This window comes from Pseudomonas sp. PA-1-6B, assembly GCF_021609545.1.
GTDB lineage: Bacteria > Pseudomonadota > Gammaproteobacteria > Pseudomonadales > Pseudomonadaceae > Aquipseudomonas > Aquipseudomonas fluorescens_BV.
The window spans coordinates 33,113-46,468 of sequence record NZ_WJZM01000034.1 but is presented as its reverse complement, the minus strand read 5'-3'; the positions used below and the strand labels follow the sequence as shown (position 1 = coordinate 46,468).

General features: G+C 60.4%; 10 protein-coding genes. 2 read left to right on the top strand and 8 right to left on the bottom strand.

Annotation, left to right across the window (positions count from 1 at the left end; translation table 11 throughout):
• Positions 1 to 11: 11 nt before the first annotated feature.
• From cyoD to hmpA, 6 genes are all read right to left on the bottom strand, one after another.
• Positions 12 to 347: a cytochrome o ubiquinol oxidase subunit IV gene (cyoD, locus tag GIV35_RS16995; protein ID WP_003194051.1), complete on the bottom strand. Its 336-nt coding sequence runs from the start codon at positions 345 to 347 to the stop codon at positions 12 to 14.
• On the bottom strand, positions 347 to 973 hold the full coding sequence (locus tag GIV35_RS16990) for a cytochrome o ubiquinol oxidase subunit III (RefSeq protein WP_034133624.1): 627 nt from the start codon (positions 971 to 973) through the stop codon (positions 347 to 349). The genes cyoD and GIV35_RS16990 overlap by 1 nt, the downstream gene beginning before the upstream one ends.
• Positions 974 to 976: 3 nt before the next feature.
• On the bottom strand, positions 977 to 2,995 hold the full coding sequence (gene cyoB, locus GIV35_RS16985) for a cytochrome o ubiquinol oxidase subunit I (protein ID WP_005791254.1): 2,019 nt from the start codon (positions 2,993 to 2,995) through the stop codon (positions 977 to 979).
• A gap of 3 nt (positions 2,996 to 2,998) precedes the next feature.
• On the bottom strand, positions 2,999 to 3,940 hold the full coding sequence (cyoA, locus tag GIV35_RS16980; protein ID WP_073521857.1) for a ubiquinol oxidase subunit II: 942 nt from the start codon (positions 3,938 to 3,940) through the stop codon (positions 2,999 to 3,001).
• Positions 3,941 to 4,733: 793 nt separating this feature from the next.
• Positions 4,734 to 5,240 carry a disulfide bond formation protein B gene (locus GIV35_RS16975; protein WP_047711744.1) on the bottom strand — a complete coding sequence of 169 codons (507 nt, stop codon included), beginning with the start codon at positions 5,238 to 5,240 and terminating at the stop codon, positions 4,734 to 4,736.
• 222 nt (positions 5,241 to 5,462) lie between these two features.
• Positions 5,463 to 6,644, bottom strand: coding sequence for an NO-inducible flavohemoprotein (hmpA, locus tag GIV35_RS16970; RefSeq protein ID WP_223023371.1), 1,182 nt, complete (start codon positions 6,642 to 6,644; stop codon positions 5,463 to 5,465).
• Between the two features lie 147 nt (positions 6,645 to 6,791).
• On the opposite strand from hmpA, the gene norR reads away from it, so the two are divergent.
• Positions 6,792 to 8,336 carry a nitric oxide reductase transcriptional regulator NorR gene (gene norR, locus GIV35_RS16965; RefSeq protein ID WP_236264706.1) on the top strand — a complete coding sequence of 515 codons (1,545 nt, stop codon included), beginning with the start codon at positions 6,792 to 6,794 and terminating at the stop codon, positions 8,334 to 8,336.
• 133 nt (positions 8,337 to 8,469) lie between these two features.
• On the opposite strand, the gene GIV35_RS16960 is transcribed toward norR, so the two are convergent.
• Positions 8,470 to 9,372 carry a DMT family transporter gene (locus tag GIV35_RS16960; protein ID WP_236264705.1) on the bottom strand — a complete coding sequence of 301 codons (903 nt, stop codon included), beginning with the start codon at positions 9,370 to 9,372 and terminating at the stop codon, positions 8,470 to 8,472.
• Positions 9,373 to 9,508: 136 nt separating this feature from the next.
• Between GIV35_RS16960 and GIV35_RS16955 the strand changes: the two genes are divergently transcribed.
• Positions 9,509 to 10,384 (top strand): helix-turn-helix domain-containing protein, encoded by an 876-nt coding sequence (locus GIV35_RS16955; protein ID WP_198715612.1) that lies wholly within the window; start codon positions 9,509 to 9,511, stop codon positions 10,382 to 10,384.
• On the opposite strand, the gene GIV35_RS16950 is transcribed toward GIV35_RS16955, so the two are convergent.
• Positions 10,381 to 12,876, bottom strand: coding sequence for a LuxR C-terminal-related transcriptional regulator (locus tag GIV35_RS16950; protein ID WP_236264704.1), 2,496 nt, complete (start codon positions 12,874 to 12,876; stop codon positions 10,381 to 10,383). The two genes, GIV35_RS16955 and GIV35_RS16950, sit on opposite strands and share 4 nt — an antisense overlap.
• Between the last annotated feature and the right edge of the window lie 480 nt (positions 12,877 to 13,356).

Below are 13,356 nucleotides of genomic sequence, written 5' to 3'. Positions count from 1 at the left end.
CGGGTCTTACCTCACTTCGCCATCATGTAGGTGTGGATGCTGAACATGATCCACAGCGACAGACCAACCAGCAGAACGATCACCAGGCCTGCGAACACAAACGCGATCACGTTCTCGCGCTGCTCTTTGGAGCGGTCCAGGTGCAGGAAGTACACCAGGTGAACCAGAACCTGAATCACCGCGAACGCCAGGACGATCATCAAGGTGATCGACTTCGGCAAGGTTGGGTACATCACCAGGCCGAACGGGATCAGGGTCAGGATGACCGACAGGATGAAGCCGATGGCGTAAGACTTTACGCTGCCGTGGCTTGAATCGTGGCTGTCATGGGAGTGTGCATTAGCCATTACAGAGTCCCCATCAAGTAAACGACGGTGAATACGCAGATCCAGACCACGTCCAGGAAGTGCCAGAACAGGCTCAGGCAGCTCAGGCGGGTCTTGTTGGTGTTGGTCAGGCCGTGCTTATTGACCTGATAGATCATCACCGCCATCCACAGCAAACCTGCGGTTACGTGCAGACCGTGGGTGCCGACCAGCGTGAAGAACGCCGACAGGAAACCGGAACGGTGCGGGCCGTAGCCTTCGGAGATCAGCAGGTGGAACTCGTTGATCTCCATGCCGATGAAGCCCAGGCCGAACAGGAAGGTCAGGCCCAGCCAGGTCAGCACGCCCTTCTTGTTGCCCTTGTAGAAGGCCAACATGGCGAAGCCGTAGGTGATCGAACTGAACAACAGCAAGGCGGTTTCGCCGAGCACGTATGGCAGTTCGAAGATGTCGTGGCCCGACGGGCCACCCGCTACGTTGTTTACCAGTACCGCGTACACCGCGAAGATCGACGCAAACAAGATGCAGTCGGTCATCAGGTAGAGCCAGAAACCGTAGACGGTTATTGGCCCCGAGTCGTGGTGGTGGTCATCGTGCCCATGGTCATCGACATGGGCGTGTCCAGCATTGGTCACTAAGTTCGACATGGTTTAAGCCTGTTCCAACGAGGTTTCTACACGGTTGGCCGGGATCTTCTTCTCGGCTACCAGGCGAGCGTGCTGCTCGGCTTCGATGCGTTCGATCGTTTCGACCGGCACCATGTAGCCTTGATCATCACGGGCAGCGTGAATGATGAAGTAACCGATAGTGCCCACCAGGCTCGCGATTGCCAGCCACCAGATGTGCCAGATCATCGCGAAACCGAACACGGTCAACAGCGCACCCATCACCACGCCAGTGGCGGTGTTGTTTGGCATGTGGATCGGTTCGTAGTGCTTGGGCTTCTGGTACGCAGTACCGTCTTCCTTGGCTTCGGTGAACGCATCAATGGTGTTCGCAGTAGGGATCACGGCGAAGTTGTAGAACGGTGGTGGCGACGAGGTCGACCATTCCAGGGTGTGGCCGTTCCATGGGTCGCCGGATTCGCACATGTTCTTCTTGCGATCACGCACGCTGACGTACAGCTGGATCAGCTGGCAGGCGATGCCCACAGCGATCATCACCGCACCGAACATGGCAACGTACAGGTACGGTACCCACTCAGGGTTGGTGGTGGCGTTCAGACGACGGGTCATGCCCATGAAGCCCAGTGCATAGAGCGGCATGAACGCGACGAAGAAGCCCGAGATCCAGAACCAGAACGCAGCCTTGCCCCAGCCTTCGTGCAGCTTGAAGCCGAACGCTTTCGGGAAGTAGAAGCTGAAACCAGCGATGTAGCCGAATACCGCACCACCGATGATCACGTTGTGGAAGTGGGCGATCACGAACAGGCTGTTGTGCAGCACGAAGTCAGCACCCGGAATGGCCAGCAGTACGCCGGTCATGCCGCCGATGGCGAAGGTCACCATGAAGCCCAGGGTCCACAGGACCTGGCTGGTCATGCGCAGACGACCGTGGTAGATGGTGAACAGCCAGTTGAATAGCTTCACCCCCGTCGGGATGGAAATCAGCATCGTCGCCAGGCCGAAGAAGGCGTTGACGCTGGCCCCCGAACCCATGGTGAAGAAGTGGTGCAGCCACACCATGAAGCCCAGTACGGAGATCGCGCCAGAGGCGTAGACCATCGAGTGGTGACCGAACAGGCGTTTGCCGGTAAAGGTCGAGATCACTTCGGAGAAGATACCGAACGCTGGCAGGATCAGGATGTACACCTCAGGGTGACCCCATGCCCAGAACAGGTTCACGTACATCATTGGATTGCCACCAAGTTCATTGGTGAAAATGTGGAAATCCAGGTAACGGTCAAGCGACAGCAGCGCCATGGTAGCGGCCAGGATCGGGAACGAAGCCACGATCAGCACGTTTGCCCAGGTGCAGGTCCAGGTGAAGATCGGCATGTCCATCAGTTTCATGCCAGGGGCGCGCATTTTCAGGACGGTGGCCAGGAAGTTGACCCCCGTCAATGTCGTCCCGAGCCCTGATAACTGTAGCGCCCAGATGTAGTAGTCCACACCCACGCCCGGACTGTATTGCAAGCCCGACAATGGCGGATACGCAACCCAACCGGTCTTGGCGAATTCGCCGACGCCCAGGGAAACGTTGATCAGCACCACGCCGGACACCAGCAGCCAGAAGCTCAGGGAGTTCAGGAACGGGTAGGCAACGTCACGCGCACCAATCTGCAGCGGCAAGGCAAGGTTCATCAAGCCGGTGAAGAAAGGCATCGCCATGAAGATGATCATGATCACACCGTGGGCGGTGAAGATCTGGTCATAGTGTTCAGGTGGCAGGTAGCCAGGCGAACCCTCGGTGGCCATGGCCAACTGGGTACGCATCATGATGGCGTCGGCAAAACCACGCAGCAGCATGACCATGGCAACGATGACGTACATGACGCCGATTTTCTTGTGGTCGACCGAGGTCAACCACTCGGTCCACAGGTAGGACCACTTCTTGAAATAGGTGATACCCGCAACCAGCGCCAAACCACCCAGCGCGATCATGGCGATAGTCACCATTACGATCGGCTCGTGGAATGGGACCGCGTCCCAACTTAATTTACCAAACATCGTTTACTCCTCTGCCCCAGCAGTTGAATGCGCGCCTGTATCAGAACCTTCAACCGCGGCCACTTCTTTCTTCTCGTGCTTGACCGGCTTGCCTGGCTTCATACCTTCGTACTTGTCGACGATTTTCTGAAACAGGTCCGGCTCGTACGCGGAGTACAAGGCGACAGGGTTGTTCTGGCTCGGTTTAGTCAGAGCGTCGTATTCAGCTTGATCAAGCTGTTTAGGTGCGGCCTTGACTGCAGCTACCCAGGCGTCGAAATCTTCCTGGCTTGTCGAGATCGCTTTGAATTTCATGCCGGTGAAGCCAGCGCCGCTGTAGTTGGCGGAGATGCCTTCCATTTCAGCTTTCTGGTTGGCGATCAGGTGCAGGCGGGTCTGCATGCCTGCCATCGCGTAGATCTGGCCACCCAGTGCAGGGATGAAGAACGAGTTCATCACGGCATCGGAGGTGATCCGGAAGTTAAGCGGGGTGTGCTCCGGGAAGCGGATCTCGTTGACAGTGGCGATACCCAGGTCCGGGTAGATGAACAGCCACTTCCAATCCAGCGCGACCACCTGGATGTTCACAGGCTTGACGTCGGACTCCAGCGGACGATACGGGTCCAGCGCGTGGGTCGACTTATAGGTGATGTAACCCAGGGCGATGATGATGAGGATCGGAACCAACCACACCGCGATCTCGATCTTGGTGGAGTGCGACCACTTCGGCGCATAGGTAGCGCTGGTGTTGGACGCGCGGTATTTCCAGGCGAAGGCGAAGGTCATCACGATCACAGGCACCACAACCAGCAGCATCAGCAGGGTAGCGGTGATGATCAGGTTTCGTTCATCCAGACCGACCTGTCCTTTTGGGTCGAGCAAGGTCCACTTGCAGCCTCCCAGCATTAACATCATGCCAAGCAGCGGCAAAAAGCCTAGTAATCGGGGGTACCTGTTTTTACTCATCTCACGACCTCTAAAGCAGCTTGCGCAATGCAGTTGGGTTTTGATCGCCAACACTTCACCCTGCCAAGGGTTGGCATTTCTCTTCGATTGAATAAGAGCCTGCCCGACACGTCATGACTGTACGTTTCACGGACCTGCAGTGAGTTCTTATTCGATTTCGTGGCTAAAGGCCTTGTTACAGACCAATTCCATTTGGTGCGGATAGTTGAAAGGCTGCCGGAACCTGGGGTCGCATTGAGCCTTCCATCTGCTCCTCGACCGCTCCAATGCTCAAATATTGAACAGCACCGGACATTCAGTGCGGGCGATTGTAGTTAGCTAGCGATGTATAAACCATGTCTTATAGAGAAATAATTTTTATCGATTCCAGCAACAATCCTTCACCAAAGTTGCAAAGATTCGCGATCTTATCGCGTTCGATTCTCAACAAAAACCACAAAAATTGCCGTGTTATTGGGCACAGTGCCACTTCCCTTACGGCCTGTAAGGGCATGCCGAGGGTATCCAAGTGCCCATAAAACAAGGCATTCATAGAGGCTTCAGGGATTGGAGCCGCACACGAATCGGGCCGCCGTGGGAAGCACGAACTGACAGCACAATTTGTACGTGGGGTGCAAATTCAAGGATCGTTTTGGCGGGTCAGAAACGTCCTGCGACAACGTTCATGTGACAACATGTCGCACGCTGCGCGCACCTTCCGTTGCCCCTCGTCACGGTGCTTTCACAAATCCCTACAAACAAAAACGCTCCGCCTTCATTCAGAAGCAACGGAGCGTTCGGCAGGCGCGGCGGTTCAGGCTTTGGGATGACGATTGCGATAGATGCACAGGGGCACCAGGATCGCCGTCAGCACGAATGCAACCAGCGCCCATTGGGCCAGGGACAGGCCGAGGACCGGTGGGTAGGGGGTGCTGCAAAAGCCGTCGACCTGGAAGCCCAGGGGAAACACCTTGGCCAGGGGCAGGTCGTCAACGATCGGCTGCAACACATCGATGCCGCAACTGACCTGGGGAAAAAACTGGGTGTACACATGGTGGCCGGCCGCAGCCACGCCACCCAAGGCGCTGAGCACCACCAACCCTTCGAAGAACGTCAGCGCGCCCTTGGTGCGCATGGCCGCGCCGATGAACGCGAAGAGCGCAATCAGCAGCAAGGCGTAGCGTTGCAGAATGCACAGCGGGCACGGTGCTTCGCCCAGTACCACTTGCATGTACAGCGCCCCGCCAATCAGCGCCAGGCAGATGATGCCCAGCAACACCAGAAAGCGCCGCTCCCTGCCTAAACGCATGTCGTCAATCATCCCCGTCTTTCCCTTTCTCTGATTAAGGTTGTGCCTGATGGCAACAAGTTTACACACAGGCAGAGGTTAAAACAGAGAGGGGTTAACGGCGGATTAATCGTGGCAAATGTAGTGATTGTGCGGACGCCATCGCGGGCAAGCCCGGCTCCCACATTGGAATGCGATCCTCTGTGGGAGCCGGGCTTGCCCGCGATGATGCCGATACGGTCAATTGGCCAAATTCTATTCCAGCGCCGCCGCCGGGCCAAAGAACTCATAGCGCGCCTGCTTCTGCGGCACACCCAGCGCCTTGAGATGCCGCTTGACCGCCGCCATGAAGCCCTTGGGGCCCAAGAAGTAGGCATCAATATCACGCTGCTCAGGCAACCAGGCCGCCAGTTGCTCCTGATTGAGCATCCCGACCTTGTCTGCCGCCGGGCTGATGCCGTCATCCTCGGCATAGCAGTAGAAACGCTTGAGCTGCGGATGCTTGGCCGCCAGGCTGTCCACCCAGTCACGGAACGCGTGCACCCCGCCGTTACGGGCGCAATGGATAAAATGCACCGGACGCTCGGTTGCCAGGGCGGCTTCGAGCATCGGCAGCGTGGGCGTAATGCCTACCCCGCCGCTGATCAGCACCAGCGGTTTATCACTGGCGGCCAGGGTGAACTCGCCCGACGGCGGGAACAGGTCAATGGTCGCGCCGACATGCATCTGGTCGTGCAGGTAATTGGAGACCCGCCCGCCCGCTTCGCGCTTGACGCTGATGCGGTACAGCCCGGTGTCGGTGAGGGCCGACAGGGAATAGTTGCGACGCACTTCCTCGCCATCGAGCACCAGTTTCAGGCCGATGTACTGGCCGGGCGCTGCGGCCAGGATCGGGCCGTTGTCCACCGGTGCAAAGTAGAAGGAGATGATCTCGTCGCTCTCTTCCACGCGCTTGACCAACAGGAACGCCCGCGCACCCCGCCAGCCGCCGGGCGCCTGGGCTTTTTCGTCGTAAATGGCCGCTTCGGCGCCGATCAGAATGTCCGCCAACTGGCCGTAGGCCGCGCCCCAGGCGCTCATGACCTCGGGGGTGGCAATCTCGCTGCCCAGCACTTCGGAAATAGCCCGCAGCAGGCAGGCGCCAACAATGGGGTAATGCTCCGGCAGAATCTGCAACGCCACGTGTTTGTTGATGATCTTGGCCACCAGGTCGCCCAGTTGGTCCAACTGGTCGATATGCCGCGCGTACATCAGCACGCCATTGGCCAGGGCGCGAGGCTGGTCGCCACTGGCCTGGTGGGCCTGGTTGAACAGTGGGCGGACTTCGGGATACTCGGACAGCATCATGCGATAGAAATGCGTGATCAGCGCTTCGCCGCCGCTTTCCAGCAGGGGCACAGTGGATTTGATGATTGCACGGTCTTGGGCACTAAGCATGGGAGACTCCTGGGTCTTCTTACTGATTGCCTTTAGGCAGTCAGTAATCGTGCCAACTAATAAATCCTTTATTTTCAATCACTTAAATATTATGTAGTCAGTATGACCTCCTACACTTTATAGTCATAAGGACTACAGGGAGTCATTATGACTGCACAGCCACTGCTCACCACCTTGCTGCCGCTGGTCGCTGACCTGTCCCGGGACTTGCCCGAAGGCGAGCGCTACCGGCGCCTGCTGCAAGCCATGCGCGCCCTGCTGCCCTGCGACGCCGCCGCATTGTTACGCCTGGACGGCGAGTGGTTGGTGCCGCTGGCCGTGGACGGCTTGAGCGCCGATACCTTGGGTCGACGCTTCAAGGTCAGCGAACATCCGCGCTTCGAGATCCTGCTGAGCAGCCCCGGCCCTACCCGCTTCGACAGTGACAGCGAATTGCCCGACCCCTATGACGGCTTGGTCGCCGGTTTGCACGGCCAGTTGGAAGTCCACGACTGCATGGGCTGCCCGCTGTTTATCGACGACCAGCCCTGGGGGCTGCTGACCCTGGACGCCCTCGATACCGAGCGCTTTGAACGGGTCGAGCTGGACGCCCTGCAAGCCTTCGCCAGCCTCGCCGCGGCCACCGTCAACGTGGCTGAACGCATCGAGCGCCTGGCGCTGCGGGCCGAAGACGAGCACCAGCGCGCCGAGATCTATCGCCAGGCAAGTGGCCAGCAGCCCAAGGAAATGATCGGCCAGAGCAAAGCGCACAAGCGCCTGGTCGAGGAAATCAACCTGGTCGGCGGCAGTGACTTGACCGTGCTGATTACCGGCGAAACCGGGGTCGGCAAGGAGTTGGTGGCCCAGGCGATCCACGCCGCCTCCTCCCGCGCCGACAAACCGCTGATCAGCCTCAACTGCGCCGCCCTGCCCGAGACCTTGGTAGAAAGCGAACTGTTCGGCCACGTACGCGGCGCCTTTACTGGCGCGTTGAACGAGCGCCGGGGCAAGTTCGAACTGGCCAATGGCGGTACCTTGTTCCTGGATGAAGTGGGTGAGTTGTCGTTGACCGTGCAGGCCAAGTTGCTGCGCGTGCTGCAAAGCGGCCAGTTGCAGCGCCTGGGTTCGGACAAGGAACACCTGGTGGACGTGCGCCTGATTGCCGCCACCAACCGCGACCTTGCCGAAGAAGTGCGCAATGGCCGCTACCGTGCCGATTTTTACCACCGCCTGAGCGTGTACCCACTGCAAGTGCCGGCCCTGCGTGAGCGCGGACGGGATGTGCTGTTATTGGCAGGCTTCTTCCTTGAACAGAACCGGTCGCGCATGGGCCTGGGCAGCTTGCGCCTGACCAGTGACGCCCAGGCAGCACTGCTGGCCTACAACTGGCCCGGCAATGTGCGCGAACTGGAACACCTGATCGGACGCAGCGCGCTCAAAGCCCTGGGCAACTGTCGCGAGCGCCCGAAGATTCTCAGCCTGAGCGCCCAGGACCTGGACTTGCCCGACGTCAGTGCAGCGGTGCTCGAAGCACCGGTCGAAGCTGCGCCCATCGCCACTGGCGACCTGCGCCAGGCCACCGAGCATTACCAGCGCCAACTCATCAGCGCCTGCCTGGAGCGCCATCAGCACAACTGGGCCAGCGCCGCCCGCGAACTGGGCCTGGACCGCGCCAACCTGGGACGCATGGCCAAGCGCCTCGGCCTCAAATAAAAGCAGACACCTCAGCCAAATAAAGCGGTGGGTCAGTTAAAGATACAGTGACCGGCACACCGCCATCGCGGGCAAGCCCACTCCCACAGATTCGTGGCAGGCGCTGATTCTATGGGCAAGCCAGCTTCCACATTCAGGCTTGGCTAGCCTTGAGGTCCGGCACGATGGCCCGAGGCTTACGAAACACCAGCACATTCCCCAGCATCACCAGCACCAGCCCCATCAACGCCGGCGCCGTCCACTGATAACCCTCGGCCACGGCCGACACATTCAGCGCCACCACCGGAAACAGCACCGTGCAATACGCCGCTTTCTCCGGCCCCATGCGGCCCACCAGGGTGAGGTAAGCGGTAAAACCAATCACCGAGCCTGGGATCACCAGGTACCACAGCGCGCCGATATACCGCGCACTCCAGTCCATCTCGAAGGGAATACCACGTACTGCGCAATAGGTCGCCAGCATCGCCGCCCCATAGGCCATGCCCCAGGCATTGGTGGTCAGCGGCTTGAGCCCGGCCTTCTGCTGCAGGCTCGATAGCAAGTTGCCCGCCGAAAAGCACAGGGTGCCCAGCAGGGCCAAGCCCAGGCCCAACAAGGTTTGCGGGCTGGCGGTATGCCCAACCAGCTCCGGCCAGAACAAAAAGCCCAGCCCCAGCAACCCAAGCGCCCCGCCCATCAGCACATTACGCGCCACCCGCTGGCCGAAAAACACCCGGGCATTGAGCGCGTTCCACAAGGTCGCGGTGGAGAACACAACCGCCACCAGGCCGCTGGGAATCCATTGGCTGGCGGTGAGAAAGCACATGAAGTTGACGCAGAACAGGCACAGCCCCTGCGCCAGGCAGATCATGTGCCCGCGCCGGTTCATCACCTGCAACTTGCGGCTGAGCAGCAACAGCACGAACAGCACCAGAGCGGCCAGGCCGAAGCGATAGACAATCGACACAGGAATCGCGACCACGCCCAACTGCCATTTGAGGGCGATCCAAGTGGTGCCCCAGATGAGTACCGTGAGTAGATACAGGATAAGATTCATAGCCGGCTCCGTCGATTGAGCCACAGTGTGGCCTTCAACCCCGTGCAGGCTCTTGCACATTCTTGCGCTTTTGTCGGGCGATGGGCTCACAGCGCCAGCCGTGGAGCGTAGGATGCAGGGTGTCGGAGAACACACCATGCCAGAGCTGCAATCGCTGCACGTCTTCCAAGCCCTCAACCGCTCGCCCCACGCACGCCTGCAAGCCTGCGCCGAGCTCGGTGACGGGTTGGCTGCGGCCGTGTGGAGCAACCACCATGACGCCCAGGATTACCAGGCCCCCAGCCATCACACCTTGTCCTGCTACATCGGCGGTGGCACGGGCACCTTTCGGCGTGATCAGCCGGGCCTCAAGGGCGGCCCCGACAAACTGTGCATCCTGCCGGCCGAGCATCAGTCGGCCTGGGTGATCAATGGCGACATTCGCCTGGCCCACCTGTATTTCAGCCCGGAACAATTTGCCCTCGGCTGCGTCACCCTGCTGGACCGTGAGCCACGAGAGCTGCACTTGCGTGAGGGCACCTTCCTTGAAGACCCCTTCCAGGCCCGGCGTTTTCACCAGTTGGTCAGCCTCAACTGGCACGAGCCCGGCGAGCGCCTGCTGACCAGCAGCCTGGCCCACGAACTGCTCAGCCATACCTTGCTCAGCCAGGTCGGCGCCCGCGAAGGCTTGCGCTTGAAAGGCGGGTTGGCCGCGCACCAACGGCGGCGGTTGGTGGAGTACATCGACCAACATATGGAAGACGCCATCAGCCTCGGCCAGTTGGCCGCCATGTGCGCGCTGTCCGAATACCATTTCGCCCGGATGTTCCGCCAAAGCTTCGGCGTGCCGCCCCATCAATACCTGCTGGCACGGCGTCTGGCGCGAGCGAAAAACCTGCTGCGCAGCAGCGTTTTGCCGATCAGTGAGCTGGCCTTGCTGTGCGGTTTTTCCAGCGCCAGCCATTTCAACCAGCGCTTTCGCCATGCCATGGGTGCCACGCCGGGCCAATACCGCCAGGCATTCTGCGCCTAGACCATCAAGCCCAACGTCTTCGCCTTGGCCACCGCCTGGGTGCGTCGCTCTACCCCGAGTTTGCTGTGGATACGCCGCGCATGTGTCTTGACGGTATGCAGGGAGATATACAGGCGATCAGCGATTTCCAGGTTGGAGTTGCCCAGGGCGATCAGTTGCAACACCTCCAGCTCACGCTGGCTCAGCGGGTTCTGCGCCACCCCGGCAGGCGCGGCCTGGGGCTCCAGGCCCAGCTCACTCAAAAGTCCCGGGGCGCGTAAACGCAACTCGCGGACCGCCTGCTGCACCTGGCAACGCTCTGCCAGCGCCAAGCCAGCTTGCAGCGACCGGCGCGCCAACGCCGGGTCGCCAAGCTGCCAGGTCACTTCACCCAGCACCAGGTGCAATTCGGTTTCAAGGCATAGCATGCCGCGTTGCCGTGAAGTGTCGAGCAAGGCATTGAGCCGTGCGATAGGTTGCTCGGCACAGCCCAGCTTGACCTCGGCCAGCACCAGCAAATATTCCAGGCGCGGGATCAGCTCCAAGGTGGCAGGCGGTGCCTGCTTGGCGCAAGGCCCGCGAAAGTGGCGCAACACCCGGCGCACGGCTTGCACCGTCAATTCGGCGCGGCCTTGCTGCAACCAGAAGTGCCCACTGACCAACAGCAGTACCGCACGGTACACCGTGTCGGGCACATGGCGCTGCTGCATCAGGCGTTCGGCGTCGCGTAATTGAATGAAGGCCTGGGCGTAGTCGCCACGATTGGCCGCCAATAGCGCCAGGCCCAGAAAGCCGTACAGAACGCGCTTGTCCTGGCTCTGCAGGCACATGCTCAAGCCGGCCTCGAAACATTCGGCGGCCAGGCAGTCCTGGCCCTGACGCAAGGCCAGATGCCCGCGGCGCAGAACAATACGCCCCACCAACGGCCCGGCGTTGAGCCGTTGCCCGGCCAACATCGCTTGCACCGTTTCCAGCAGGCTTTGCGCCCGGTACGGCGCGCCACGCTGCTCCAGCAATTGGGCGTGGTCCAACTCCAGCAGGGCCTCCAATACCAGCGAACCGTGGACCCGGGCCAGGCACAGCGCTTCACGGTTCAAGCGTTGGGCGGCCTCCAACTCACCGCGCAGCAAGGCTTGCTGGGTCAGACCCGAGAGGCACATCAGGCGCGATGTCCAGGCGCTGTCGGGCAACGCTTGCAGGGCTTCGAGAAAGTGCTCGCGGGAGCGTTCGGCGTCGCCGCTCAAATGCAGCAACCAGCCCCACTGCGCCTGCCAGCGCGCCAGCAGATAACGCTGCGCGGCGGCCGTCGGTTGCGGGGCGAACCGGGCCAGTTGGTCGATGCACAAGGCCGCCTGTTCGAAGCGCCCGGCAAACAACAACGCGGCCGTGAGCAGGCCCACCAGTTGCGCCGACCCCAACATCAATTCATCGCCCTGCTGTTCATGCAGGCGCAACAGCAGCACGGCGTTCTGCTGGCGAAACAAATCCTCGAAACTGAAGTGCTGCAACAGGCTCACCGCCACTTCATATTCCTGCGCCAGCAACGCCTGCTCGAAGGCTGCTTGCCAGTCGAGCTCGGCGCTGAACCATTGGCAGGCGCGGCGATGCCACGAGCGCTTGGCCGGCCAAGGTTCGTCGCGCAGCAGTCGCGCCAACGGTGGGAAAATGTGAAGCCAGTCGCTGGTGTCTTCCCAGGGCTGGATAAACGCACCCAGTGTCTGCAATTCGCGCAAATGCTCAGCGCCGTCACCACCACCGAACAAGTACTCACACAGGTTCAGGTTGAAGCGCGGCAGATGGGCCAACACGCGCCAGGCCTCAGCCAATGGCGCCGACAAGGTGTTGAACAGCTCATGCTGCAGGTAATCGAGCAGGGTCTTGTCGGGGTGGCCGTCGCCCAACAAGGCGATACGCACACCGGCGCACCAACCGGCGCTGAACTGCATCACGCTGTCGACGGTATGCCCCGGGACGAGCAGTTGCTCGACTTCCTCAGCGCTGAAAAACAACTCGCTGCACTCCAGCAACTCATCGTCGAGCAACAGGCGTGGCCAATTGCACAACGGGCGCCGTCGCGCGCCCAGCCACCAGGTCAACTGCGGGCTGCCAGCGGCGAGCGAACGGTCCAGCAGCGCATCCAGCTCAGGCGCAGGTGAGCGACAGAAATCATCCAGAAACAACCACGTGGTGTGTGGCCAACGGCCCAAGTCGAGCAATAACGTGGCTTCATCCACAAACGGCAAGCCAAGCTGCTGCGCCAGCCGTGCGCAGAATTCCAAGGGGCTGAGCGCGGCACCGTTGAGTGGCATCCACACCACCTGACACCCCTTCGGCGCCTGCAACGCACACTCGGCGAGCAACGCACTCTTGCCACTGCCGCCCGGTGCGCACAGCAACCTTACCCGCGCCTGCGCCGTCAGCAGAGGCACAGTCAGCCGCGCACGCAACGCATGGTGGGCGGACAGCCGTGGCATAAATCCAGGACGGTCCAGGCAGCGGGTCATGGCGGTCATTGCTGCATCCTGCTGTTTTTATCGTTGCGTCACCCTAGACCTGTGGTTGGCGGTTGTTGAAGAAGTATTCAGCGGGTTGATTGAAGACCATAAAAACCAAGGTATACGCCCTTCAGTGTGGGAGCTGGCTTGCCTGCGATGGCCATAGGTATCTACATAACTCTGTTAGCTCAACGGTAACCACGATGCGAAGCGAGCCGCTCTTGATCTTGATCTGCTTTTGATCTTAGGCGCCCCGTTAAACCACGCTGGCCGGAATTCGACAGGGATTTGGGGGGTAAACCGGCAGGGATGCCGGTTTAGCCGCCCCGCGCCATGGATGGCGCGTGGCGGCGGCCCCCCAAATCACTGGCGGATTACGGGCACACCGAGCCTAAGCGAGGTGCCGAGTGGTGGGGCAAGAGCGCTTTGCTTACTTTCGCGCTTTTCGAAAGTGAGCCGCCGTCAGGGCGGAACCCTAAGTGGCCGTTACCGCAGGAA

Excerpts from the sequence above, each read along its gene's own strand:
- cyoD (WP_003194051.1), bottom strand. The coding sequence starts at position 347 with ATGGCTAATGCACACTCCCATGACAGCCACGATTCAAGCCACGGCAGC.
- GIV35_RS16990 (WP_034133624.1), bottom strand. The coding sequence starts at position 973 with ATGTCGAACTTAGTGACCAATGCTGGACACGCCCATGTCGATGACCAT.
- cyoB (WP_005791254.1), bottom strand. The coding sequence starts at position 2,995 with ATGTTTGGTAAATTAAGTTGGGACGCGGTCCCATTCCACGAGCCGATC.
- cyoA (WP_073521857.1), bottom strand. The coding sequence starts at position 3,940 with ATGAGTAAAAACAGGTACCCCCGATTACTAGGCTTTTTGCCGCTGCTT.
- GIV35_RS16975 (WP_047711744.1), bottom strand. The coding sequence starts at position 5,240 with ATGATTGACGACATGCGTTTAGGCAGGGAGCGGCGCTTTCTGGTGTTG.
- hmpA (WP_223023371.1), bottom strand. The coding sequence starts at position 6,644 with ATGCTTAGTGCCCAAGACCGTGCAATCATCAAATCCACTGTGCCCCTG.
- norR (WP_236264706.1), top strand. The coding sequence starts at position 6,792 with ATGACTGCACAGCCACTGCTCACCACCTTGCTGCCGCTGGTCGCTGAC.
- GIV35_RS16960 (WP_236264705.1), bottom strand. The coding sequence starts at position 9,372 with ATGAATCTTATCCTGTATCTACTCACGGTACTCATCTGGGGCACCACT.
- GIV35_RS16955 (WP_198715612.1), top strand. The coding sequence starts at position 9,509 with ATGCCAGAGCTGCAATCGCTGCACGTCTTCCAAGCCCTCAACCGCTCG.
- GIV35_RS16950 (WP_236264704.1), bottom strand. The coding sequence starts at position 12,876 with ATGACCGCCATGACCCGCTGCCTGGACCGTCCTGGATTTATGCCACGG.